Annotated in this window: 22 protein-coding genes and 1 pseudogene; 4 read left to right on the forward strand and 19 right to left on the reverse strand. The window is 69.0% G+C overall.

What is annotated here, in order from left to right:
* Nucleotides 1-122 precede the first annotated feature (122 nt).
* The 4 genes from ACZ6DL_RS21885 to ACZ6DL_RS21900 form a co-directional block, all read right to left on the reverse strand.
* Entirely contained in the window at nt 123-854 is a 732-nt protein-coding gene (locus ACZ6DL_RS21885; protein ID WP_466053646.1) for an ABC transporter ATP-binding protein, read from the reverse strand.
* The gene (locus ACZ6DL_RS21890; protein ID WP_466053648.1) at nt 851-3,628 is read right to left on the reverse strand and encodes an ABC transporter permease subunit; all 2,778 of its coding nucleotides are present in this window, start codon (nt 3,626-3,628) and stop codon (nt 851-853) included. The genes ACZ6DL_RS21885 and ACZ6DL_RS21890 overlap by 4 nt, the downstream gene beginning before the upstream one ends.
* A 37-nt stretch (nt 3,629-3,665) precedes the next feature.
* Nucleotides 3,666-4,910 carry an ABC transporter substrate-binding protein gene (locus ACZ6DL_RS21895; RefSeq protein ID WP_466053650.1) on the reverse strand — a complete coding sequence of 415 codons (1,245 nt, stop codon included), beginning with the start codon at nt 4,908-4,910 and terminating at the stop codon, nt 3,666-3,668.
* 160 nt (nt 4,911-5,070) lie between these two features.
* Nucleotides 5,071-5,661, reverse strand: a complete 591-nt coding sequence (locus tag ACZ6DL_RS21900) for a PaaI family thioesterase (RefSeq protein ID WP_466053792.1) — start codon at nt 5,659-5,661, stop codon at nt 5,071-5,073.
* Between the two features lie 307 nt (nt 5,662-5,968).
* On the opposite strand from ACZ6DL_RS21900, the gene ACZ6DL_RS21905 reads away from it, so the two are divergent.
* The gene (locus ACZ6DL_RS21905; RefSeq protein ID WP_396982243.1) at nt 5,969-6,745 is read left to right on the forward strand and encodes an IclR family transcriptional regulator; all 777 of its coding nucleotides are present in this window, start codon (nt 5,969-5,971) and stop codon (nt 6,743-6,745) included.
* 27 nt (nt 6,746-6,772) lie between these two features.
* Here ACZ6DL_RS21905 and ACZ6DL_RS21910 read toward each other — a convergent pair whose 3' ends face one another.
* Nucleotides 6,773-7,366 (reverse strand): PadR family transcriptional regulator, encoded by a 594-nt coding sequence (locus ACZ6DL_RS21910; RefSeq protein WP_396982706.1) that lies wholly within the window; start codon nt 7,364-7,366, stop codon nt 6,773-6,775.
* Nucleotides 7,367-7,529: 163 nt separating this feature from the next.
* On the opposite strand from ACZ6DL_RS21910, the gene ACZ6DL_RS21915 reads away from it, so the two are divergent.
* Both ACZ6DL_RS21915 and ACZ6DL_RS21920 read left to right on the forward strand, forming a co-directional pair.
* Nucleotides 7,530-7,877: a hypothetical protein gene (locus ACZ6DL_RS21915; RefSeq protein WP_396982245.1), complete on the forward strand. Its 348-nt coding sequence runs from the start codon at nt 7,530-7,532 to the stop codon at nt 7,875-7,877.
* On the forward strand, nt 7,870-8,586 hold the full coding sequence (locus tag ACZ6DL_RS21920; RefSeq protein WP_466053652.1) for a Dabb family protein: 717 nt from the start codon (nt 7,870-7,872) through the stop codon (nt 8,584-8,586). The genes ACZ6DL_RS21915 and ACZ6DL_RS21920 overlap by 8 nt, the downstream gene beginning before the upstream one ends.
* Here ACZ6DL_RS21920 and ACZ6DL_RS21925 read toward each other — a convergent pair.
* The 13 genes and pseudogenes from ACZ6DL_RS21925 to ACZ6DL_RS21985 all read right to left on the reverse strand — a co-directional run bounded on the left by ACZ6DL_RS21925 (nt 8,575) and on the right by ACZ6DL_RS21985 (nt 22,749).
* Entirely contained in the window at nt 8,575-9,438 is an 864-nt protein-coding gene (locus tag ACZ6DL_RS21925; protein WP_466053654.1) for an alpha/beta fold hydrolase, read from the reverse strand. The two genes, ACZ6DL_RS21920 and ACZ6DL_RS21925, sit on opposite strands and share 12 nt — an antisense overlap.
* Before the next feature lie 84 nt (nt 9,439-9,522).
* Complete coding sequence (locus tag ACZ6DL_RS21930; protein WP_466053656.1) at nt 9,523-9,783, reverse strand: hypothetical protein; 261 nt, start codon at nt 9,781-9,783, stop codon at nt 9,523-9,525.
* Complete coding sequence (locus ACZ6DL_RS21935) at nt 9,780-10,316, reverse strand: flavin reductase family protein (protein WP_466053658.1); 537 nt, start codon at nt 10,314-10,316, stop codon at nt 9,780-9,782. Before ACZ6DL_RS21935 ends, ACZ6DL_RS21930 begins: the two co-directional genes overlap by 4 nt.
* A 52-nt stretch (nt 10,317-10,368) precedes the next feature.
* Nucleotides 10,369-11,635 (reverse strand): annotated as a pseudogene (locus tag ACZ6DL_RS21940) (NADH:flavin oxidoreductase).
* Nucleotides 11,636-11,646: 11 nt separating this feature from the next.
* Nucleotides 11,647-13,599 carry a flavin-containing monooxygenase gene (locus ACZ6DL_RS21945; RefSeq protein WP_466053660.1) on the reverse strand — a complete coding sequence of 651 codons (1,953 nt, stop codon included), beginning with the start codon at nt 13,597-13,599 and terminating at the stop codon, nt 11,647-11,649.
* Nucleotides 13,596-14,480 (reverse strand): SDR family NAD(P)-dependent oxidoreductase, encoded by an 885-nt coding sequence (locus tag ACZ6DL_RS21950; protein ID WP_466053662.1) that lies wholly within the window; start codon nt 14,478-14,480, stop codon nt 13,596-13,598. The genes ACZ6DL_RS21945 and ACZ6DL_RS21950 overlap by 4 nt, the downstream gene beginning before the upstream one ends.
* Nucleotides 14,480-15,367, reverse strand: a complete 888-nt coding sequence (locus ACZ6DL_RS21955) for an SDR family NAD(P)-dependent oxidoreductase (RefSeq protein WP_466053664.1) — start codon at nt 15,365-15,367, stop codon at nt 14,480-14,482. Before ACZ6DL_RS21955 ends, ACZ6DL_RS21950 begins: the two co-directional genes overlap by 1 nt.
* On the reverse strand, nt 15,364-16,308 hold the full coding sequence (locus ACZ6DL_RS21960; RefSeq protein WP_466053666.1) for an alpha/beta hydrolase: 945 nt from the start codon (nt 16,306-16,308) through the stop codon (nt 15,364-15,366). Before ACZ6DL_RS21960 ends, ACZ6DL_RS21955 begins: the two co-directional genes overlap by 4 nt.
* Nucleotides 16,309-16,341: 33 nt before the next feature.
* Nucleotides 16,342-17,967: a flavin-containing monooxygenase gene (locus tag ACZ6DL_RS21965; protein ID WP_466053668.1), complete on the reverse strand. Its 1,626-nt coding sequence runs from the start codon at nt 17,965-17,967 to the stop codon at nt 16,342-16,344.
* A gap of 172 nt (nt 17,968-18,139) precedes the next feature.
* Nucleotides 18,140-19,099, reverse strand: coding sequence for a VOC family protein (locus tag ACZ6DL_RS21970; RefSeq protein WP_466053670.1), 960 nt, complete (start codon nt 19,097-19,099; stop codon nt 18,140-18,142).
* 26 nt (nt 19,100-19,125) lie between these two features.
* Nucleotides 19,126-20,310, reverse strand: coding sequence for an acyl-CoA dehydrogenase family protein (locus ACZ6DL_RS21975; RefSeq protein ID WP_466053672.1), 1,185 nt, complete (start codon nt 20,308-20,310; stop codon nt 19,126-19,128).
* A gap of 41 nt (nt 20,311-20,351) precedes the next feature.
* Nucleotides 20,352-21,554, reverse strand: a complete 1,203-nt coding sequence (locus tag ACZ6DL_RS21980) for a Rieske 2Fe-2S domain-containing protein (protein ID WP_466053795.1) — start codon at nt 21,552-21,554, stop codon at nt 20,352-20,354.
* Between the two features lie 115 nt (nt 21,555-21,669).
* Entirely contained in the window at nt 21,670-22,749 is a 1,080-nt protein-coding gene (locus tag ACZ6DL_RS21985) for a 2Fe-2S iron-sulfur cluster-binding protein (protein ID WP_466053674.1), read from the reverse strand.
* 244 nt (nt 22,750-22,993) lie between these two features.
* Between ACZ6DL_RS21985 and ACZ6DL_RS21990 the strand changes: the two genes are divergently transcribed.
* Entirely contained in the window at nt 22,994-23,797 is an 804-nt protein-coding gene (locus ACZ6DL_RS21990; RefSeq protein ID WP_396982271.1) for an IclR family transcriptional regulator, read from the forward strand.
* Between the two features lie 26 nt (nt 23,798-23,823).
* On the opposite strand, the gene ACZ6DL_RS21995 is transcribed toward ACZ6DL_RS21990, so the two are convergent.
* Entirely contained in the window at nt 23,824-24,765 is a 942-nt protein-coding gene (locus ACZ6DL_RS21995) for an AEC family transporter (protein ID WP_466053676.1), read from the reverse strand.
* Nucleotides 24,766-24,795: the final 30 nt, after the last annotated feature.

A 24,795-nucleotide genomic window follows, 5' to 3' on the forward strand; every position in this document is an offset into this window, starting at 1 on the left:
GCCCGGCTTTCCCTTGGGCCGGCTTCTGTTGCCGCCGACACTCCCGCGAGCCCGTGAGCCGACCACGGACAATGGCCGCGAGCCACCGCATGGCGCGGTGACTCGCGGCCGTTATGCCTGCTTCAGGAAGCGACCGGGGCCGCATCGGTGCCGAGGTAGGCGCGCTCGATCCGACCGGGATCATCGCGCAGCTCCACCGCGGTGCCCTGATCGGCGATCCGCCCGTGCACCAGCACGGCGGCGTTGTCGGCGATGCCGAGCGCCAAGTGCACGTGCTGCTCTACCAGCAGCACGCTGGTGCCCTCGGCGGCGGCGAGTCGCTTCAGCACGTCCAGGATCTCGGTGACGATGACCGGGGCCAGGCCCATGCTCAGCTCGTCGATGAGTAGCACCGCGGGCCGCTGCAGGACGGCCCGGCCGATGGCCAGCATCTGCTGCTCACCGCCGGAGAGGCGACCGGCCTCGACCGACAGCCGCTTCTCCAGCGCGGGGAAGTACGCGAGCACCTGCTCCAGCCCGGAGCGCCGCCGCGACCGCTCGGCGATCGCGAGCTGAAGGTTCTGCCGCGTGGTCAGCTGCCGGAACAGCGCCCGGTCGTCGGGAACCAGCACCATCCCGGCGCGCACCGCATCCCGCGGACGGCCGCTGCGCACCTCCCGATCGCCGACCCGGACCTCGCCGCCTGTGCGCGGAAGCAGCCCGGCCAGAGTCTCGAGCAGGGTGGTCTTGCCCGCGCCGTTCGGGCCGAGCAGGCAGGTGATCTCGCCCGGCTCGAGGGTCAGATCGATCTCGCGCACGCAGGGGCGTTCCTTCAGATAGCCGCCGGTGACACCGCGGCATTCCAACGTGGTCACAGCGGAGCCTCCTGCGTGCTGTGCGGGCGGACGTGCAGTTCCGGGACCGCTTCGTGATCGAGGTCGACGGTGTCGGCGGGCACTCCGAGGTAGGCCCGGAGCACCTCGGGATGGGCACGGATCTCCTCGGGTGTCCCGGTGGCGATGACGGTGCCCAGGTCCAGCACGATGACCCGGTCGCACACCGTCAGCACCAGCTCCATGTCGTGATCGACCAGCAGGATTCCGGTGCCGTCGTCGGCGACTGCGCGCAGTTTCTCGCCCAGCCACCGGCTCTCGGCGCTGTCCAGACCGGCCGCCGGCTCATCCAGCAGGGCGACCACCGGTTCGGCCGCGAGGACCCGTGCCATCGACACCAACTGGCGCTGTCCCTGGGACAGCAGCCCGGCGTCCCGATCGGCGAGGTCGCCGAGCCCGAGTACCGCGAGCGTGCGCGAAACACGCTGTGCCACAGACTGTTCCGATCGCGATCGCGCCGCACCGACCCTGACGTTCTCGGCGACGGTGAGATCGTCGTACAACTCCACGTCCTGGAAGCTGCGCCCGAGTCCGGCCCGGCTGCGCGCGTGCGGCGGCTTCTCGGCCAGTACCGTGCCGGCCAGTGTCACCGAACCGGTCGCGGCGGCGAAGCCGGTGACCGCGTCGATGACCGTGGTCTTGCCCGCGCCGTTGGGACCGATGAGCCCGACGATCTCGCCGGGACACACGTCGAAGGTGACGTCCGTGGCGGCCTTGACCGCGCCGTAGGTGACACCGATGTCGCGCACCGACAGGATCGGCTCGGCCCGGTCGGGGACCACCCGCGCCGCGGCGGGCAGGTCCGGGAGGTCGCCCGCCGAGCCCAGGCGCCGGAGTGCGGGCCACGGAATCCGCGGCAGCTTGCTCGCGATGCCGTCCGGGTTTGCCATGACGGTCACGATGAGCAGGATGCCGCTGAAGACCGTGTAGTAGTCGCCGCCGCCCAGAAGGCGCTCGACCAGCAGGAACATAATTCCGCCCGGTGCAAGTACCCCGGCGAGGATCGCGCCGGTGATGGAGGTGATGCCCGCGACGTAGAAGGTGGCGAACAGCGAGATCCCGAGGAAGACCGTGAACGGCTCGTAGGCGGCCTGGGTCTGCTGGTAGCCCATCAGAGCGCCGCACAGCCCGGCGATGAAGGCGCCGATCCCGAAGGTGATCAGCTTGGTCCGGGCCACGTCGATGCCGGCGGCCGCGGCAGAGCGCTCGTTGGCCCGTACCGCGAGCATGTCGGTGCCGAGGCTGCTGAGCCGCAGCCGGGCGACGGCGAGCCCGACGGCGGTGAGCACGGCCAGGCACAGCAGGGCGAAGGCCAGGCGCGGGTACGACTCGCCGGCTCCGATCCCCAGGTCGATGCCGAACGGTCGGGGCGTGTCGATGGGGGCGCCCGCCACGCCGCCGTTGAGATCGGCGTTGCGGAACCAGAACGCCTCGACGAATACCGCGAGCGCGAGGGTCACCACGGTCAGCGGCAGACCTCGCACGCGCAGTGCGGGCAGTCCGACGACCACGCCGATCAGGGTGGCGAACAGCGCGGCCAGGATCGGGGCGAACGGGAAGGAAATGCCGAGGTGTTGGTTCAGCACGCTCAGCATGTAGGCCGATACCCCCGCGAGGGTGAGCTGGGCCAGCGACACCTGGCCGGCGTAACCGGTGACGACCACCTGGGAGAGCGCGAGCACCGCGAAGATGATGCTGCTGACGATCGCGGCCCGGTAGCTGCCCGAGGTTGCCAGCAGCGCGATGAACGTGACGGCGAGCGCGATCACGACCGGCACGAGGATGCGGTCCGGACGCGGGGCCCGGCCCAGCGTCTTGTGTATGACCGAGCCTCGATCGGGCAGCGGGCGGCCCTTCACGAGCAGGAAGCCGAGGATCAGCAGCAGCGAGATCGCCTCGGCGGTCCCCGATCTCGGCCACCAGTCGTAGAGTCCCTGCAAGTTGGTGGCCTCGGCTTGGAGCGCGCCGATGGCCAGGCCCGCGGTCAGGGTCAGCCAGATGGAACTGAAGTTACCGACCAGGGTGGCCGCGAGAGCCGGGACGATGAACAGCGAGTAGGCGATCGGGTTCAGCGCCACAAGCGGGGCGATGAGGACACCGGCGAGACCGGCGACCAGCGATGACAACGCCCAGTTGGCGAACGCGATCCGATCGGGCGACAGCCCGGTCAGGTAGGCGCCCTTCTCGGATTCGGCCGCCGCCTCGGTCGCCGTGCCGAACCGGGTGAAGCGGAAGACCAGCGCCGCTACCACGGCCAGCGCGACGATCGACACCGCCAGGTAGATGCGGTCGGCGGGCACCGTGCGCTCACCGACCCGGAAGGTGTCCAGCGCGAAGATCGGCTGGACGGCGACGAGGTCGGTGCCCGCTTTCTGGGCGATCAGGGCCTGGATCACGATGATCAGGCCGATCGAGGCGACCGCCTTCGCCACCACGGGCGCGGTGCGCAGCGGGCGGAAGACCAGGGCATAGCACAGCACCCCGAGCAGGGCCGAGACGGCCAGAGAGATCGCGATGGCAGGTCCGGCGCCGAGCGGCGACCCGAGGTCGATCGTGTCGGGCAGTCCGGGTATCGGCACCAGCAGCTCACCCTTGCGCAGCAGCGCGTAGGTGTAGGCGGCGTAGAGCGCGACGGTGCCGGTCGCGAAGTTCACCACCCCGGAGCTCTTGAAAGTCATCACGAGCGCGAGCCCGAGCGCGGCGTAAACTGCCCCGTTGCCGAGGCCGAGCACCAGGAACGAAAGATGGTCTGTCATGGCTGATCTCTCCGGCCGAATACTGTTGCGGCGTCGGCTATCCGGTCACCGTGAGGTTCACCGGTACACCCTGGTCGTTGATCTGGCCGTACAGCATCTGACGGGAACAGATCGACGCCATCTGCGGCATGGCGGTGCCGTCGCAGGTGAAGGTGATGCCGCCACCGGCGGGCATTTCGACGTTCCGCGCGGTGCGCAACGCCGCCTTGATGCTCGCCGGGTTCACTTCGCCCTGGATGCCGTCGGCGGCCAAGGCGAAGGCCATCACGACCTGGTAACCGGACGAGGCGGCCCCGGTGATGTTCAGCTCGGGGGCGTAGTTCCGCAGCACCGAGCGGTACAGGACCGAGTCCGGCCGGTCCGACAGATAGTCGGTCGCGGTGATGCCGATGCTGCCCCGCACGGCGTCCATGCCGATGATCTTGGTGACGTTCGGGTCGAGACAGACCGGGATGTAGACCTTCTGCGCGCTCGGATCCGTGGTCTGCACGGCCTTGTACACCGAGGCGCAGGTCGCGGCGTCGGCGATGACGCCGACCCCGTCCGGGTTGCCGGACAGTCCGGAGGTGACCGTCGCCGTGGGATCGGGAATACCGACCGGGAGCGGAACCACCTTCAGTTCGACCTGGGCCGCCTGGAACACCGGCTTGCCGATCGCGTCGACGATCGCGCCGAAGCCGCCGCCGTCACTGGCGAAAAGGGCGAAGCTCCTCATGCCCTTGCCCTTGGCGGCTGCCGCCATCGCGGTGATGGTGCCGGGAAGGCCCGCGGAGAGCGCCGCGGAGTCCGGTGAGGTGAGTTCCTGCGCGGAGACCCCGTTGAGAGTGATGTAGGGAATGCCGGCGCCGGCGACGATCGGCAGGATGGTGCCGCCCTGTCCGGTGCCCGGGGAGAGCACGGCGGCCACCTTCTGCTCCACGAAGTCGTTGGCGCACTTCGTCGCCGAGGTCGGCTCCTCCTGCTGCTTGCACACCACCAGCTCGATCGGCCGGCCCGCGATGCCGCCGCCGTTCTTGTTGATGTACTCGGCGGCGGCCTCGGCGCCTTGGCGCATCTCCGGGATCGACACCGCGGGGCCGCCCTCGGTGGACACGAAGCCGATCCGGACCGGTGCACCGGTCGCCGCATCATCCGGCAGCGATGTGGTCGACGCCCCGGCCACCGCACTGTTCTTCGACTCGTCGTCGCCTGCGCATCCCGTCGCCGCGAGGGCGGTGCACAACACGACGGCGCCGATCGCGGCGGCAGCGCGCCGCTGACGACTCAGACCACCAATTCTCATGATCTGGTTCTCCTTCCGAAGGCGAGGCCGCACCGGGTGGTCCCCGACACAACGAAGGTCCTCGCGTGAGCCACATCACCGATGGATGCGGCGGACGGATTATGTGTTCACCGCGGCGTTGCCTTCGAAGGGCATCTCCCGGTGACTGGGACAAACGCGGCTACGGATGCATCCGGGGCCGAATGAAGACGCCTTCGGCCATCACCGTCACGTCTCCGGCGACGGTGATCTGTCCGGTCGCGAACGTCTTGACTCCCTCGTGCCGCTCCACTCGCGCCATCCCCTGAACCCGGCCGAGGGGTGTCGGGCGCAGATACCGCACGGTGAGGGTGCCGGTGAAGGCGGGCTCTCCGAGCCGGTGCGCCGTGGCGCCGAGCAACTGATCGAGGACGAGCGCGGTGATACCGCCGTGCACGCAGCGGGGCGGGCCCTCGTAGGCGGCGCCGAGGTCGGCCTCGCACCACACCGAGCCGTCCGGCGCCCGGTGGATCACCAGCGGCGGCGCGACCGGGTTGCGCAGACCGATCGCGACATTGCCCCACGGCATAACACGGCCATCGCCGGACTGCCGAACGCCGAACGAGCCGGGGACCAGCTTTTCGGACAGCAGCCGACATGCCTCCTCGATCAGAACGCGTGCCTTGGTCACTGTGTTCTCGTCGACCTCGGTGCGGATGGTGGTGTCGACGAGCCGGCGCACCGATTGCGTCAGAGGTTCGTACGTCCTTCTGGCAACGTCGAATTCGTCCATCTGGTGGTCGTTCACAGGGCTCTCTTTTCCTCTCCGGCCACTTCCGTCCTCTCCGGCCACTTCGGCCACCGACGGCGCCGGGCCGCAACGTGCGGTTGCGGTCGGCGGGTGCCGAACCCATGAAGATGTTCGGCCGCTTCGCACGCGCTGTCCGGTGGCGAGCGCGGGCCCGCGGAAAACGCCGAAGGACCGCCGATAGCCACCATTCCTTCGTGACCTGCTTCACAGACCGCTGCGGGTATGGCAGCATTTCCTATTAGAAATTGCCATGTCAGAGTAGTGGCACGGATGACGAAGGAGTCAGCGCATGACGATCGTGCAGGACATGCGGCCCGATGAGGCGAACACCCCCAGCGCCCTGCTCGACCGGTTGTCGCTCGTCCTCGACGCCTTCGACGGGCGTGAGAGCCTGGGGCTGGCGGAGGTCGTCGCACGGACGGGCCTGCCGCGCTCCTCGGCGCATCGGATGCTGGATCGGCTGGTCCAGCTCCGGTGGTTGCGCCGAGAGGGCCGCAACTACAGCCTCGGCATCCGGCTGGTCGAACTCGGCTCGCTCGCTGTGCACCAGGACCGGGTCCACGCCGCCTCCGTCGAGCACCTACAGCACCTTTACCGCGCCACCGGCATGGTGGTGCACCTAGCGGTGCTCGACGGCGCCGACGTGGTGTACCTCGACAAGATCGGCGGTCGCCTCGCCGCGCATGTTCCGACCCGGGTCGGTGGGCGGCTGCCCGCCTCGAAGTCGGCGCTGGGCAAGGCCCTGCTGGCCGCGGTCGGGAAGGACGAGCCGGGCGACGCGCTGATCCGCGAGCTCGGCTATGCGATCGAACGCAACGGCGCACTGCCCGGTTTCGGCTGTATCGCCGCCCCGATCGGCCCGTCCGGCGAGACGACCACCGCGGTGTCCATCTGCGGGCCGCTGACCCGGATGACCTTCGACAGCCGGATGACCACGCCGGTGCAGCTGACCGCGCATGCCATCTGGCGCAGCATGACCTCCGGGATGCGCGTCACCCCGACCCTGCAGCGCCGCAACATCCTGCGCTCGCTACCCACAGCCCCCAGCGTGCTCGCCGAAGGCTGACCCGCCGCGGACCGCGCCCCGCCGGGCTCAGTCCTCCCCCACTGTGCGCCAGATCCCCGGATGGCGTGGCACCGGCAGATCGTTCTCGTCGCGCACCGCCGACTCCCGGTAACGTGCCGCCGCCGCGTCGATGTCCTCCAGCAACTGCTCGGCCAGCGTGATCTCGGCCTCGAAGTAGCGCTGCGACCACCGCAAACTCATCTGGGTGAACGCCCACCCCGGCTCCGGCTCGGAGCGGTCGGCGTGCCGCGCGGCCCGCTGCGCCTGCTCGCGCAGGTTCTCGATGTGGGTGTGGACGATCCGCTTCAGGTGATCCGGATCGTGCAGATGACCCATCCAGAGTCGCAGCATCACACCGTGCTTCAGCACCGGCATGTCCACCCCGGCGTCCCGGGACCAGTTGCGCAGTGCGCGCAGCCCGACATCGGTGATGCCATACAGCCGCCGGCCGCGCACCCCTTCGTCGGCGACCAGGCGGGACCGCACCAGCGCGAGCTCCTCGAGCTTTTTCAGCTCCGCGTAGACCTGGCTGACCGAAGGGCTCCAGTAGAAGAAGCCGATACTCCAGTCCGCCCACTTCTTCAGGTCGTTGCCCGTCAGTTCCTCACCGAAGGACAGCATGCCCAGCACCGCCCAGCTCGTCGCCGGCAGATTGGGGTAGGAATCCTTGTGGGCGGTCACGATCGGCAGCCTACAAGGGCGGCAACACCACTCGGGGCCACCGTCTCCCGGCCACTGGGACGGCGCGCCGTCGGTCATCGGCCCAGTGCCTACGTTCGAGTGCATGGACGATCCCACCCTCTACATCATCGACCGAGTCGTGCTCAGACCCGGGACCGCACGGGCGTTCATCGACGCCTACCTCGCCGGATACGTCCCCGGCGCGCGGGCCCGGGGCTTGACCCTGGAGCGGATCCTGGTCAGCCCGCCGGTCTGGATCGAGGGTGAGACGAACACCGTTACCGCCACCTGGACCGTATCGGGCACGGCGGCGTGGTGGGCCGCCGCGGTCGGCGGCAGGCACGACCCCGCGCCGATGCGGTGGTGGGAATCGATGGCCCCGATGATCCTCGAGCGCTCCCGCTCGACGGCGAGCCGCTTCGAGGACGTGGAAGGACTGTGCGATGTATAAGGTGACCCGCCTGCTGCATCTGACCGATCCCGGCGACGAGATGACCGCCGCGGTCACCGTCAAGCACATCACGGCGGCCGCGGAGTCCGCCGGCGCGCGGCACACGCTGGCCGCCCGCACCCTGCCCGGCGTGCGCAACGGCGGAGACGTGCTTGCGCACCTGCAATTCGATTCCGAGGCGGAGTGGGCACGGCACCGCGGCGCGATCGACGAGGCCACCTCCGGGCCCGCGATCCGCCACGTCGACGCCGTCGAGTACGAGAGCGCGGCCGACGACCGCGCCGGACGCCGGTGGGACGCAGGCGCGCCGCGGCTCTACCGGACTCTGCTGCTGCGCGTGGACGCCGCGGCCGACCCGGCCGAGGTGCGCCGCTTCGAGCACGCCACGCTGCAGATGCCGGTGCACATCCCGGCCATCCTGGCCTGGCAGCTGAGCCCGGTGCGGCAGGCCACCGGCGCCTCACAGTGGACGCACGTGTGGGAGCAGGAGTTCGCCGACGTGGACGCGCTGCTCGGGCCGTACATGCACCACCCGATCCACTGGGGACACGTGGACCGGTGGTTCGATCCGGAATGCCCGGAGCAGATCGTCAAGGACCGGGTCTGCCATAGTTTCTGCGCGATCCCGGCGCCGGTCATCGACACGGCGCCAGGATCCCGCCGGTCGCCTGGTAGGGCTGGGGCCGTGGGGAAAGGGTCAGCGGGATAGGAAAGCCAGCACCACGGCTTCCCATGCCTTCTTCTGCTCGATCATCACCCAGTGCCCACAGTTCGGGAAGATGTGGATCTCCCCGTTGCGCAGCGTGCGCATAGGCAGCAGTGCCATGTCGACCGGGGAAACCCGGTCGTCGCGGCCCCAGGTGACCAGCACCGGCGCCGTGATCCGGCCCAGCTTCGCCCAGCCCGGCGTCTCCGCGGCCCGGGCCGCCTCCGCCATCCGCGCCAGCGCCGCGCGGCCGTACATGCGGCGCGAGTTCTCCAGCGTCGCCGGATCGGTGGCCTGCTCCCAACGCTGCTCGATCAGCTCCTCGGTCACCAGCGCCGGGTCGTAGACCATCGAGTGCAGCCAGGCGATCAGGGCTTCCCGAGTCGGATTCTCGACGAACTCGCTCAGCCGGACGATCCCCTCGCCCGGGTAGGCACTGAACAAGGGCGTCCCGATCCCGCCGATGGTGACCAGCCGGTCGACCCGTTCGGGGGCGCCCAGCGCGAAATCGGTGGCGACGAAGCCGCCCATGGAATTGCCGACGATCCGCACCCGGTCCAGGCCCAGCCCGTCGAGGAAGGCGCCGACCGCCCGCTGAGCGGACATCATCGGGTGTGGGGCGCCGAAGTCGTCGCTGACCCCGAAGCCGGGGAACTCCAGCACCAGCGTCCGGTAGTGCTGCGCGAAGGCAGGGACATTGTTGCCGAAGTTGCGCCATCCAGTGACCCCCGGGCCGGAGCCGTGCAGCAGGAGCAGGGGCGGGCCGTCGCCGCTTTCGCGGTAACGCAGCACGCCATGCTCGGTGGAAAGTTCCCGCAGCTCGGGAATGACTCGAGTTTCGACCGGTGTACTCATGGCTCGACCCTGCCACCGCGGCGGTCGGCTCCGGACCCGGAATCCCGATGAGCGGCACACCTTTCCAGCTCGCCGCCGCGCGGCTCAGTGCAGCCGCGGGATGGCGTCGCCGGTGGGGAGTTCGATGCGGGACTCGGGCAGCGCCTGCTCGCGCACCGCGCGGTCGATGGTGCGGTGCAGCACCTCGCAGCCGCGTTCCTGGTGCCCGACTCCGCGGTTCTGGGCCGCGATCACCGGGCACCGGCCTGCGTCCCCGGTCCACTGCACCGAGGTGTGGGCGGGGCTGAACTTCTCGATCAGCACGCGCTGGCCGCAGCGCTCGCAGTCGATCGGGCGCATGGTCATCGCGATCCCGCCGCGCCGACACCGCCGTAGCGGCCGCGGAAGAAGATCAGCGGCGCCAGGTCGGAGGCATACAGGTGGCGCACCCGCGAGACCACGATGGTGTGGTCACCCGCCGGATGCTCGGCCTCCATCTCGGCCTCGATCCAGGCCAGGCAGTCGGTCAGAATCGGCGCCCCGGCAGGCGACGGCTGCCACTCGATGCCCCGGAACTTCTCGGCCCCGCGCGCCGCCAGCTGCCGGCACACCGGCTCCTGGACCTCGGAGAGGATGTTCACCGTGTAGTGACCGGCCGCCCGGACCCGCGGCCAGGAGGTGCTGGTCGCGGCCACACAGAAGGCGACCAGCGGCGGGTCCAGCGACACCGACGTGAACGAGTTCGCGGCCAGGCCGGTCGGGGCCGCGGTCTCCGGATCGATGCCGGTGATCGCGACGACGCCGGTGGCGAAGTGCCCGAGCACGGTGCGCATCAGCGCCGGATCGAGTTCCGGAAGGTCCGCAGCCGCCGTTGCGATTCCGCTGCCGATGGAGGTCATCCCCTGCTCCTCATGGGTCGACGAACACACGCGGTGACGGTATCGGCCCAACTCACGCCGGAGCCGGGCCTCTCCCGTTGGCCGGAACACCCGCCGCAGCGCCCACGGCCCGCAGCACCGGGTCGGCGAGGGGAACCGCCCGCGGCTTCGCCAGCACGCAGTGGGTGTCGTAGAAGATCGTGGGCATGCACTTGTTGCAGTGGATGCACAATGACTTCGCGTCGTGATCGGCCTGGATCTTGTTGATCAGGTCGGGCTCGCGCAACAGCGCCCGTGCCATCGCCACGAACCTCGAACCCCTCTGCCATCGCGGTGTCCATCGCGGCCTTGTCGGTGATGCCGCCCAGCAGAACCAGCGGCATCGAGACGGCGGCCCGGATCTGCCGGGCCGCGTCCAGCATGAAAAGGTCGTGGTAGGGGTAGCTGTGCAGGAAAAACTTGCCGGCCATCTTGACGCCGAACTTCATCAACGGCGACATCACCGCGGCGAACTCGGCCAGTGGTGCGTCGCCTTTGAACAGGTACATCGGGTTCAGCAGCGAGCTGCCGATGGTCAGCTCGATGGCGTCGAGGCTGCCGTCTTCCTCGAGCCACCGCGCGACCCGCACCGCCTCGTCGAGCCAGAAGCCACCCGGCACCCCGTCGTCCATGTTCAGCTTGGCCAGCACCGCGATCCGGCCGCCGGATGCCTCGCGGACCTCGGCGGCCACCTCGCGCACCAGCCGAGCCCGGTTGCGCAGCGACCCGCCGTAGGTGTCCTTGCGCTTGTTCAGCACCGGGCTCAGGAAGGAGCTGGCGAAGTAGTTGTGCCCGAAGTGGATCTCCACGGCGTCGAAACCGGACTCGATGGCGAGCCGGGTAGCGGTGCCGTGCGCAGTGCGGATGCGGGCGATGTCGGCCAGGGGGGCGGCGTGGGTGACCTGCGAGCCCATCGGGCTGATCCGCCGAGAGACAGACAGCGCCGACAGGCCGTTGGACTTCGCGCCGGCGGCCGGCCCGGCATGACCGATCTGCGCCGAGGCTGCCGCACCCTCCGCGTGTACCGCGTCGGTGAGCCGGCGCAGGCCCGGCACCGCCTCATCGCGCATCCAGATCTGGTCGGCCTCGGTGCGACCCTCCGGGGCCACCGCGCAGTAGGCGACGGCCGTCATGCCGACGCCGCCCGCGGCGACCTCCCGGTGGAATTCGACGAGCTGGTCGCTGACCAGCGCGCCGGGCGCCATGTGCTCGAAGGTGGCGGACTTGATGATCCGGTTGCGCAGCCGCACCGGGCCGAGATCGGCCGGAGCCAGCACATCGGGGACCTGGGCTGTGGTCACGACCGGGCCTTTCAGTGGGAGATGAAGGTCAGATCTTCGGGATGCGGCTCGCGCAGCATCGTCCAGTAGTCGACGAGGCGCCACGGGCACGGCACGACAGCCCGGCCCGCGCTGTTGCGGTAGTACCCGTTGACCTCCGCGCCCGGATGCACCCAGACCGTCTCGTCGAGTGCCTCGTCGACACGGCGGTTGTAGTCGTCCAGCGCCTCCTGGGTGACCTCCATGGCGGCATGGTCGTTCTCCAGCAGGTACTGCAGGCACTCGATCAGGTAGTGGACCTGTTCCTCGCCGGTGATGTTGTGGCCCGCACCATGATTGGGCGCCGAATTGGGGCCCGCGGTGACGAAAAGGTTAGGGAACCCCGCCACCTGCACGCCCAGATAGGCGCGCGGGTCCTCGCCGCCTTTCCATACGTTGGCCAGCTTCCGGCCGTCCCGGCCGATGATGTCGATGGTGGTGGTGAACTGCAGCTTGAACCCGGTAGCCAGGATGATCACGTCGGCCGAGACGAACTCGCCGTCGGTGGTGTGCACCCCGTCCGGGGTGATCTCGCGGAACGAGGCGCGATGCAGGGTCACGTGCTCGCGGTTCAGCGCCGCGAAGAAGCCGGGATCCTTGACGATCCGCTTGGCGTACGGGCGGAAGTCCGGGGTCAGCTTCTCGATCAGGTCGGGCCGGTCCGGGAAGCTCTTCTGCAGGTACTCCTGCGCGGTGCGCAACACCATGTCGTTAGCCGGTGAGGCGGACAGGTGCGTGGCGGCCCACTCCTTGTCGATCCGCGGCAGCGGATACAGGTTGTCAGAAGCGAACCAGTAGGTGCGCAGCCGGAACCAGCGATCATAAAAGGGCAGGTGGGTCATCGCCCACTTCTCGCCCTCCGGCACGTCGCCGCCGACGGCCTTCTCCGGCACCAGCCAGTGCGGGCTGCGCACAACTACGTCGAGGGATTCCACCTCGTCGACGATGCTGGCCACCACCTGCACCGAGGTGCAGCCGGTGCCCAGCACCACGACTCGTTTGCCGCGCAGGTCGAGCCCGGTGTCCCAGTTCGCGGTGTGCACCACGGTGCCCGCGAAGGTGTCCATGCCCGGTACGTCCGGGATGTTGGGCGCGTTGAGCATGCCCAGCGCGGTGACGACGGCGCGGGCCCGGTGCCGGGAGATGGCGCCGTCGCGGTCCTCGGTCACCACCTCCCAGCGGTTCTCGTTCTCCAGCCAGGTCGCCGACCGCACGCGGGTGCCGAACCGGATGTGCTCGCGCAGGCGGTACTTCTCGACCACGCCGAGCAGGTAGTTCTGGTACTCCGGGCCGGTCGGGTAGTAGCGCGTCCAGTCCGGGTTCAGCTCGAACGAGTAGGAGTAGTAGTGGCTCGGGGTGTCCACCGCGGCGCCCGGGTAGGTGTTGCGGTGCCAGGTGCCGCCGATGTCGTCGCGTTCCTCGAAAACGGTGTACGGGAAACCCGCTTTTCCCAGCTTGATCGCGGCGTTGATGCCGACGATCCCGGCGCCGATCACGATGACCTCGAAGTCGGCGGGTGGCGTCACCGTCACCGGGACGTGACGGCGGTCCTCGGTGAACCCGGCCTGCTCCAGCAGGATAGGGACGAATTCGGCGTCCACTCGCTGTGCGGTGCAGATCGTGGCCATCCGGCGGAACAGGTCGTCATCCGGAACCTTCAGCGCGGCAACAGCGTCCGGCGTCAGCACCTCGCGGGCCCGGGCGCGGATCTCCGCGGCGATGTCCTCGGGGTAGGTGCCCGGCGGCACTGTCGGGCGGGTCCCGGTGCGGTAGTGGTTGCCCGGCTCCTCGATCGTCAGGCGCGCGCCGAACTCGTCGAGCAGCCCGGTGTCGCCGGTCACATGCACCAGCGACATCAGCAGCGGGGCCGGTTCGCACTCCGCGATGGCCTGGTGCAGAGCGGCTTCGGACGTGGCGGAGACGCCGGCGACGGCGGTGTCGGTCATGAGCTACCTTCCGGAAGTGGAACGCCCATCCGGGCGAGCATGTCGCGGGGATTCGCGGGCGGGCTGAGGGTGCGCAGCTGTTCGCTGCGCCGGGTCGCCGAGGCGGTGCACATCGTGTCGTCGGAGAAGACCCAGAAATCGCCGCGAGCGATCTGCTCGATCATGTGCTCGGCGGCCTCGAGCGGGTCGAGTCCCTTCTCCACGTTGTCCCGCTGCATGGCGGCGAACACGGCGTTTGCGGTGGGATTGGTGGTGGGCGCATCGCGCTGGGCGGCGAGGAAGATCTCGCTGCGGATCGAGTGCGGCACCACAGCGCTGACCTGGATGGGAGCGCCGACGACCGACAGATCCTGGTGCAGGCACTCGGTCATCGCCTGCACGGCGAATTTGCTGACGATGTACGGCGACTGCACGGCGACGGTGTTGAGGCCGCCGACCGAGGACAGGTTGGCCACGCAGGCTGGGGTGCCGGACGCGATCATGCGCGGCACGAACGACTTCAGGCAGTAGAAGACGCCGTCCACGTTGATCTGCATCAGTCTGCGCCACCGGGTGGAATCGATCTCCCACAGCAGGCCCGCCGACTCGATCCCGGCATTGTTGATCAGCAGTTCGACGCTGCCGTGCCGGGTGAAGATCGTCGCGGCCATCGCCTCGACCTCGTCCTCGTCGGAGACGTCGACCCCGAATCCTTCCGCGGCGCCTCCGTGCGCGACGATCTCGGCGGCCACCGCGGCGGCGCGGGCGTCGTCGATGTCGGCGACGACCACGGTCATACCGAGTGCTCCGAGGTGCTCGGCCAGACCCCGGCCGATGCCCGCCGCCGCGCCGGTGACGACGGCGGTGCCGTGCGCGAAGCGTTCTCGTGCGACGGCGCCCATCACGCGCCCTCCGGCAGGATGTTCGGGTTCGCCCAGGCGGGCGGTTCCCGCCGCGGCAGCTCGCTGCGGCCGTCGAGTGAGCACACAGGGATGTTCGTCGCGTACGGGTAGTGCAGGCTGAAGGCGACCAGCCCGGTGCGCTCGGCGGCCGGGGCGGTGCACATCTCCAGCACCGTCTGCGCCAGGTACTCCACCGGCTCGGTGTCGTAGCCCTCCGGCAGCAGCGTCGCCGCGCCGGGAGTCATGATCGCCGTCGAGGGCCCCACCGCGTTGACCGCGATGCCGTCATCGAGCAGCTCGGCCGCCAGCCCCTGGGTGAAGCGGTGCAGCGCGGCCTTGACCGAGGCGTACACGACGTCGCCGGAGGTCTTGTTGTACTCGCGGAACGGCCGAATGGGGCTGAGCCCGGTGGACGAGCCGATGTTGACGATCCAGCCGCCGCCCTGCTCCCGCAGGTGCGGGATCGCGGCGCGGGTGAGCACGAACGGCACCTCGAGGTAGTGCGCGACGGTGCGATGGAAGGTCGCGTCGCTCATCTTCTCGATCACGCTGTAATCGGCGAAACCCGCGTTGTTGACCAGGATGTCCAGCCCGCCGAGTTGTCCGGCCACTCGATCGACCAGCGCGGCGCGTTGCTCGGCGTCCTCCAAGTCGGCGGGGACGGCGATCGCCCGGCCCCCGGCCGCCTCGATCAGCTGCACGGTCTCGGCCAGGGTGCCGGAGAGCACATGGGTCTCGCCGTCCCGGACCGACGGGCTCGGGTTCAGCGAGCGCGCGGTGACCGCGACGGTCGCGCCTTCGGCGGCCAGCCGCTGCGCGATGGCCCGGCCTATCCCCCGGCTGCTGCCGGTGACCAAGGCCTTACGGCCCTCGAGTCGCGGTGTCATGACACCTCCAGCACGTCGCGCATCAGCTTCCAGACCAGTTCTCGCGCGGGGCCGGTCAGTGACAGGCTCGGGAAAGTCAGGAATCCATGGAACAGACCGTCGAAGCGGTGCGCGGTGACCGGGACACCGGCGGCAGCGAGCAGGCGGGCGTAGTCCTCCCCTGCCGAGCAGGGTGGGTCCAGCTCGGCAGTGGCGACCACTGCGGGCGGCAGCCCGGCCAGCGATTCGGCCTTACTGGGCACCAGGTAGGGACTGTCGGTGCCGTTCGGCGCGTACTGCTGCCAGTACCAGCGCATCGCCGAGGTGGTGTTGTAATAGCCCTCGCCGTAGCGCTGGTAGGACTCGGTGGTGAAGTCGTCGTCGATGACCGGGTAGAGCATGATCTGCGCGGCGATCCGCGGTCCGCCGCGGTCGCGTGCGGCCAGGCTCACCGTGGCCGCGAGATTGCCGCCCGCGCTGTCGCCGGCCACCGCGATCCGTTCCGGGTCGCCGCCGAACTCGGCCACGTTGTCAGTGGCCCAGACCACGGCCGCGTACACATCCTCCATCGCCGCGGGTCCGGGGCTCTCCGGTGCGCGCCGGTAGTCCACCGAGACGACCACGGCGCCGACCGCGGCGGCCATCGACCGGCAGAACTCGTCGTGGCTGTCCAGATCGCAGAAGACGAATCCGCCGCCGTGCGCGAAGACCACCACCGGCAGCGGGGCACCCTGCTGCACCTCGGGCACGTAGACCCGTACCGCCAGGTCACCACCGGGGCCCTCGATCAGCCGGTCCTCGGCCCGCTGCATCCGCGGCAGCCGGGTCAGCGGGGCGCGCCGGGACACGATGATCTCGCGCAGTTCGGCCGCTTCGTGCTTTGTCACGTCGGGGAACGACTCCAGCGCCGCGAGCATCGCCTCGACGTCCGGGTGCAGGTCGGACCGTCGCTGTCCGCCCATGTCGATCACGTCCTTCTCGTCGTTGGTAGGGAATCAGCCGGCTGCGGGCGCCGGGGCGCCATCCAGTTCGAAGCCCTTGTATCCGGCGGCGGCCACCTCGGCGCAGAACGCGTTGTAATTGCCGAACCCGCCGATGTAGGGCATGAACACGCGCGGCTTTCCGGGGATGTTCGCGCCCATGTACCAGGAATTCGCGGTGGGGAACAAGGTGCCCGCGGCCTTGGCGTTGCACTCGGCCACCCACTCGTCGACGGCCTGCTCGCTCGCCTCGACGGTGTCGAAGCCGTGCTCATCGAGATGGTTCAGGCAGCCCGCGATCCAATCCACGTGCTGCTCGGCCATCAGCACCATGTTGGCCAGCACGCTGGGGCTGCCGGGGCCGGCGAGGATGAACATGTTGGGGAACCCGGCCACCGCGAGGCCGAGATAGGTCCGGGGGCCCGCCGCCCACTGCTCGCGCAGTTCCCGGCCGTCGCGGCCGCGGATGTCGATCCGCGACAGCGACCCGGTCATGGCGTCGAAGCCCGTCGCGAAGATCAGCACGTCGAGGTCGTAGGACTCCGCCGTGGTCCGCACCCCGGTCTCGGTGATCTCCTCGATCGGGGTGCGCCGCAGGTTCACGAGGGTGACGTTGTCGCGGTTGTAGGTCTGGAAGTAGCCGCTGTCGGTGACGATGCGCTTGGTGCCGATCGGGTGATCGTTCGGAATCAGCTGATCGGCGAGCTGCTGGTCGCGCACCATCTCGCGGATCTTGGCCTCGACGTACTCGCGCGCGGTGTCGTTGGCGGCCAGATTCGTCGTCTGGTCCGGGAACGCCTTGGCGAACAGGTAGCCGCCGCGTTGCCACCATTCGTCGTAGATCCGGGTCCGCTCGGCGGCATCGATCTCCAGCGCGCTCTTCGGGTACGGGCTGTTCGGTGTGCCGCCGCCGCTGAGCCGGGAAAGGCGGCGGCGCTCGGCGTAGTTCGCCTTGACCTCGGCGATGAATTGCGGATCCAGCGGGCGGTTGCCGGCCGGAATCGAGTAGTTCGGCGTGCGCTGGAAGACGTAGAGGTGCTCGGCCTGCTCGGCGATCACCGGGATGGCCTGGATGGCGGAGGAGCCGGTGCCGATGACGCCGATCCGCTTGCCGCTCAGATCGACGGGCTCGTGCGGCCATTCGCCGGTGTGGTAGATCTCGCCGGTGAAGGTGTCGCGGCCCGGAATGTCGGGCTTGTTCGTCGCGGACAGCACGCCGGTGGCCAGGATGCAGAAGCGCGCGGTCGCGGTGCGGCCGGTGTCGGTGGAGATGGTCCACCGGCGGGCCTGCTCGTCGTAGAGGGCGGAGGTCACCCGGGTCAGGAATTCGTACGCCGAGCGCAGATCGTGCCGGTCGGCGACGTGATCGAGGTAGCGCAGGATCTCCTCCTGGGTCGCGAACCGCTCCGACCAGGTCCACTCCTGTTGCAGTTCCTCGTCGAAGGAGTAGGAGTAGTCGATGCTCTCGACGTCGCAGCGGGCGCCGGGGTACCGGTTGTGGTACCAGGTGCCGCCCACACCCTCGGCGGATTCGAAGCCGTGCACGCGCATTCCGCGTCCGCGCAGCTTGTGCACCGCGTACAAGCCGGAGATCCCCGCCCCGACGACGACGGCGTCGAAATCGCTGTCCTGAGTTGTCACTTGATTCACTTCCCTCGATGAGGTTGTCGTCGGCTGAAGCCACACCGTAAGTCGCGCAATCGCTTCCGGGACGGTGCGCTCCCATCCAGCGGTCCTCGGGTTCCGCGAGCCCGCGGGGCGCCGGGGCGGCACACGCCCACCCCGGCGCTGATCATCCGGTTCCGGTCGTGCCTCAGGCGCCGACCGTCTCTCCCGTGGCATCCGCGGTCTGCTGCGCCGCCTGTTTCTGGGCTTCCTTCATCTCCCGCATCCACATCCACTCGTGGCCCCAGTAGCTGTCCGCGGTGATCTCTTCGGCGGTGTAGTAGCTCTCGTCGACGAGCTTGCCGCCGTAGCCGTACTCGATGTCCCAGCCGCCGGGCACCCGGACGTAGAAGGAGATCATCTTGTCGTTGGTGTGCCTGCCCAACGTGGAGGACACCGGGAAGTCCCGGGCCAGCACCTGGTCGTAGGCGCGGCCGACCGCGTCGAGTTCGTCGACCTCGACCATCACGTGGATCAGGCCCGGATCGCGGCCCGCCAGGCTGGGCATGATCGCCAAGCTGTGGTGGCGCTGGTTGACACCCATGAACCGGATCCGCATCGGCGGCGCCTCCGGCGGAGTGGGCATCCGGAATGCGCCACGGGACAGGAAGCCCAGCGTCTCGTTGTAGAAGGCGAACGACTCGTCGAAGTTGGTCGTCGGCATAACCACATGGCCCATGCCCTGCTGTCCTGTGACGAAACGCTGGCCGTACTTGGTCAGCACCGGGCTGTGCTCCAGGACCGGGCCGTGGAAGAACTCGAGCGGCGTACCGCCGGGATCCTTCATACTGAATCCGGCCTCGACCTTGCGGCGGTCGGCCAGGTCCTGCGGCATCGGGGTGATCTCGAACCCGGCGCCCCGCAGGTGCTCGGCCAGTCGGCGCAACGCGAGTCCGTCCCGCACCTCCCAGCCGACGGCGGTGACCCGGTCGACCTCACCGCGCTCGACGGTGATGCGGGCCGGTCGCTCATCCATCCGGAAGTGCAGGGCATCCTCCTCCGGGCCGAAGCCCGGAGCGAATCCCAGTACCTCGAAGCCGAGTTCGCGCCAGCGATCCATGTCGGTGGCGAGAACCCGGACGTAGCCGAGCCCCTTGATTTCGGTCATCGTTGCTCGCGTTCCTTTCGAACCGGTCAGATCATCACGCGCAGCGGTCCCGGCGGGACCTCCACGCCCAGCGACGCCATCGCGGCGGCGTGGTAGGTGGTGCTCGTGACGTGGATGGCGTGGTGCAGGCCCGCGTGCGCGTCGCGCCAGAACCGTTGCAGCGGGTTGTCCATACGCAGCGCGTTGCCACCGGCCCGGTCGAAGATCTCGTCGGCGGCGCGGACCGCGCGCCACGCGGCCCGTGCCTGGTCCCGGCGCACCCGGGCGCGGGTCTCGAAGTCGATCTCCTCGCCCCGGTCGACACTGTCGTAGATGCGGTCGACGTTGGCGAGCAACTGCTGACGGGCGGCGTCGATCTCGGAGGCGGACTCGCCCAGCGCGTGCAGCACGTACGGGTCGTCCTTGACGACGGTGCCGGTGGCGCCGACGCGATTGCGCTGGTAGGCGACGCCGGCCGCGAGCACGCCCTCGCAAATGCCGATCGTCGCCGAGGTGATGCCGAGTGGGAACATGGTGGACCACGGCATCTTGTACAGCGTCTCGGTGACGCCGTACTCCTTCGCAGCGGTGCCGTCCATGACCTTCGCCGAATCCATCACGCGGTAGCTCGGGATGAACGCGTCCTTGACGACGATGTCCTTGCTGCCGGTGCCCCGCAGGCCGACCACGTCCCAGGAGTCGGCGATGATCTCGTAGTCGGAGCGGGGCAGGATCACGTGCAGTCCCTGCGGTGGCATCAGCGGCTTGCCGTCCGGGCCGCCGATCATGGCGCCGAGGAAGATCCAGTCGCAGTGGTCGGTGCCCGAGGAGAACTGCCACCGCCCGTTCAGGATGTAGCCACCGTCGGCAGGCACCGCGACGCCGCCGGGCATGTAGGGCGAGGCCTGCCAGGTGTCGCCGTCAGTGCCGAGGACTTCCTCCTGCACCTTCGGGTCGGCGAAGGCGAGCTGCCAGGGATGCACGCCGACGATGCCGCCGACCCAGCCGGCGGAGCCGTAGATGCTCGCGGTCTTCATGACGGTCTCGGCGAACTCACGCGGGTGCGCCTCGAAGCCGTTGTACTTCTTGCGCTGCAGCAGCCGGATGAGACCGGCCCCCTTCAGCTGCTTGGCCATACCGTCGGTCAGCCGGCCGAGCGAATCGGACTCTTCGGCGCCGGCGCGGATGTCGTCGGCGAGGGCGACGATGTTGTCGAGAACGGTGTAGGACATCAGGACTCCTGGTCCGAAGAAGCGGGAAGGGAAGAGAGTGCTCAGGAACCGGTGGGGGCGGTCTGCCGGTTCGCGGCGAGGTTGGGGGCGATAGCACTGCGGCCGGCTGCCAGATTGGCATCCACCTCGGCCTGCCAATTCTGCAGGGCGCGCTCGGTGTCGATCTCGAACTCGAACCGGTTGGTCATCTCCGGCTTGATGTCCTCGACGTCGACGTAGAACTGCTCGTACCAGCGGCGCAGCTGGTAAACCGGGCCGTCCTCCTCGCACAGCAGCGGGTTGTCGATGCGCGCCTTGTTCTTCCAGATCTCGACGTCCTGCTCGAAGCCGAGGGCGATGCCCCGGCCGACCGCAGCGGCCATCGCATTCGCCGACTCGTCGTCCATTCCCGCGGGCTTCTCGACTATCACGCCGTACTGCAGCCGGAACGAGGTGGGGGTGACCGGGTAATGGCAGTTGATCAAGTAGATGTTCGGCTCGGCGCGGTCGGCGTACTGCGCGCTCCACAGCTTGTCCACCATGTAGGACGGGCCGTAATAGGTGGCGTCGGAACGGCTTTCGATGCTCAGGTCGGTGGTGTTCGTGCTGACTCCCACCGCGTCGGCGCGCGGCCGCGAGCGCATGAGCTGGGTGGCGGTATGGCCCTCGAAGATGTTGCGGAAGTAGGTCGGCATGCCGTAGTGCACGTAGAAGAAGTGCGCCATGTCCACGACGTTGTCGACGATCTCCCGGCAGTGCGAGTCCTCCACCAGAATCGAGCTCCAGACCCAATCCGTCCAGCCCGGATCGCCGAAGGTGGGGATCTCCGGGATGGTCAGCTCGACCGGGGGCTTGCGGCCCTGCGGGTCGTTCCAGATGAACAGCTGCCCGCTGATCTCCATCGTCGGCCACGCCTTGGTGCGGGCCAGCGGCGGAACCCGCCGGGCGTACGGGATCGCGGCGCATTTGCCGTCCCCGCGCCAGCGCCAGTCGTGGAACGGGCAGGCGATCGTGTCGCCCTTGACCGTGCCGTGCGCCAGGTTGCCGCCCATGTGGGGGCAGAAGGCGTTGAGCACATTGATCTTTCCGTCCTCCCCGGCGAACACGACGAGCTCGGTTCCGAACGCAGCGATCTGGTGCGGCTTGCCGTCGGCGAAGTCACGAACCAGACCCAGGCAGTGCCAGCCGCGGGCGTACCGCTCGGGTGGCAGGCCGGTGTCGATGACACGGACCCGATCTCCGGCTGCGGGGGTGGAAGTCACGATTCCTCCTGGTCAGATGGGCTGCGACCGCAGAACTCGGTGCACTGTCACCAGCTTGGCAAGCGCCACCGCCGGTGTGACGTGTGTCTCCTGCTCAGTGGGACGGCGATTCGGTCCCTCAGTACTCGATCGCGATCTCGTCGCTCACCGGTTCTGCCTGGCAGGCCAGGATGTAGCCTTCGGCGAGGTCGTCCGCGGTCAGGATCTCGTTGCGGGCCAACGTCACCCGGCCCTTGGTGAGCGAGCAGACGCAGGCGCTGCAGGCGCCCTCCCGGCACGAGTACGGCGCCTCGACTCCGGCATCGAGCAGCGCGTCGAGCAGCTTGCGTCCCGCAGTCCACGGCACCTCGCGCGCGGCGCCGTCGATACTCACACGGACCTGGCAGACGACCTCTCCCGCCTCCAGGTCAGCCTCGGTGGCGCGTTGACCGAATGGGTTGCTCTGTAGCGACAGGAACCGCTCGGAGTGCACTCGGGTAGCCGGGAAGCCCTCAGCCGCGCACACTTCCGCAGTGAGATCCATCAGCGGTGCAGGCCCGCAGATGTAGACCGATCGGTCGACGAAGGGGCGCAGCAGCAGTGACATGGTGCGCCGGGTCGGGTACCCCTGAACCGACTCCAGCACGTGTATGACCGACAGCCGGTCGGCGAACCGCTGCTCCAGCTCCCGCAGTTCGCGACCGAAGATGACCGAGTCCTGGTCGCGGTTGGCGTAGATCAGCACCACGTCGCCGGCGCCGGCGAACAGGATGGACTTGGCGATGGCGATCACCGGGGTGATGCCGCTGCCACCGGCTACCAGCACCACCGGCTCGTCCAGCGACGCAGGGGTGAAGGTGCCCGCAGGCAGCAGCACCTCCAGTTCGTCACCGGCCGAGATGGTGTCGCACAGCCAGTTGGAGCCGTGGCCGCCCTCGACCCGCTTGACGGTGAACTTCATCGCCGCGTCGCTGTGCGGTGAGCTCGACAGCGAGTAGCAACGCGCCGAGCCGGTGCCGACGTCGGGCACCCGTACGGTGAGGAACTGCCCGGCCCGGTAGCCGGCGTCCGCCTCGTCGAGCGGCTCCACGACGAAGGAACGTGCGTCGGCCGTCTCCTCGACGACCTCGAGCACCCGGACCCGGCTGCCGCGCGACACCGCCGTGCTCGTCACCGAGTCCGCGAGGGCTTCCGGACCGGCACTCGTCTCCGTGGACATCCGCCCTCCTGGTCGTAGTCGATCGTGCATGCTCCGGTCCGGCCGGACCGGAGCACCCGGAAGGCTAAGCGCGGGATCGCGCCCCAGTGCGGAACGTCTCGCTGATCGGGAAAGTTGTTCAGATGTGACGGCGGCCTCATGCGATCCTCGTGCTCATACGCCGTGCGGGCACTTTGGAACGCACATGTACGTGGTAGTACCGTGACTCCAGTCACAGTGATGTGACGAGGTACTGGGAGGTCGAGTGAGAACATCAAGCCCCGCGGGCGTGCCGGTCTCGGTCGTCGAGCGGATCGCGCTGGTATTGGAGACGTTCAACGGTGTGGGCCCGTTGACCCTGGCCCAGGTGACGTCCCGAACAGGCCTGCCCCGCTCGTCCGCGCATCGCCTGCTCGAGCAGCTCGCCACCGCCGGGTGGCTCGCTCGTTCGCCCGAGCAGACCTACGAACTCGGCGTCAAGGCATACGAGATGGGCCAGGCCGCGCTCAACCAGAACCGGCTACTCCAGGGAGCGCGGCCGGTCATGCAGGCATTCGCGCACCGGACCGGTCTCACTATCCAGCTCGCCGTGGTCGACCACGGAGACACGGTCTATCTCGCCAAGTTCAACGGTCGCGCCTCCGGCCCGACTCCCACTGCCGTCGGGCAGCGAGTGCCCGCGCACCTGACCGCCGTCGGCAAGGTTCAGCTGGCGATCACCGAGACGACCCGGAATCCGCACGTCGTGCAGGGGCTCGTGCGGACCGGCGCCGGGGAGCTGGTCCGGCGAACGACGCAGAGCGTCGGCACCGACGCCCAGCTCGAGGAGGAGTTCGCCGTCATCCGCGACCGGGGAGCGGCCTTCGATCGCGGGGAGGCTTTCTCCGGCCTCGGCTGCGTCGGCGTTTCCATCGGCCCGCCGGACCACCTCTACGGCAACCTAGCCGGTCTCTCCGTGTGCGCCCCGGTCACCGCGCTCGACTACCGCAAACTGGTCGGACCCGTGCGCGTAGCCGCCCGCGAGATCTGGGACCGCTGCACAGCCGCCGAGCTGGCCGCTCATCCGTAGCGCCCGGTTGCCGGGTCGCACACGGGTCAGACGAGCAACTGCCACACGGGAAGCAGGCACAGCGCCACGATCGTCGACTTGACCACGGCCGCAGCCGCTAGGCCGACATCGGTGTCGTAGGCCTGGGCGACGGTGAACAGGTTCTGCGGCGCCGGCATGGCGGCGATCAGCACCAGCGAGCCACGCCACGGGTCGGGGACTTCGGCCAAGTTCATAGCGGCCCACATCAGCAGCGGGAACAGCACGCATTTGACAACCACCAGAGCGTTTTCATCGGCGGTCGCACCACGCCACCGCAACCCGACCCCGCCGAGGTAGAGACCGAGCGCGAACAACGCGACGGGCGCGGCGGCCGCTCCGGCGAATTCACAGCTCCGCAGGATCACCGCGGGCACCGGGACGGTGGCGGCATTGAGCGTCACCGCAGCCAGGCAGGCCAGCACCACCGGGGTGAGCAGCGACCGGCCCGCTCCGAGGATCACGCGCCGCCAGGTAGGCGCCGGCGCATTGCCCGCTGCCGTGGCTTCCATGACCGCGACGACCAGCATGGTGAACACGAGAACCTGGAACAACAGCACCGGGAAGATCGGGGTGGCATCGCCGAAGAACAGCATCAGCACCGGGATCGCGAAGTAGGCCGAGTTGACCTGCACCGCCGCCATGATCCGCAGGGCGATCCCTCGGACATCGGCCCGATGGACGAACCGTGCCCACGCCGCGACGAGCGCCGCGGCGAACAAGGCGGTTGCGGCGTACACCGACAGCGAGTGCGGCTCGAACAGCACCGCCAGGTCCGCCGAGTAAAGCTCGGCGAACAGGTATGCGGGCACCGCGAGGCGGAACACGAATTCCGACAGCACGGACGAGTCCGTGGCGGAGATGATCTTTCGTCTCGCGAAGATCACACCGCCCACGAATACCGCCACGATCGGCACCACCGAGGCCGCCGCTTGCAGCACCGCGCTCATCGGCGGCTTCTCTGGACGAAATGTACGGGA

This window comes from Nocardia sp. NPDC041819 (genome assembly GCF_055590505.1).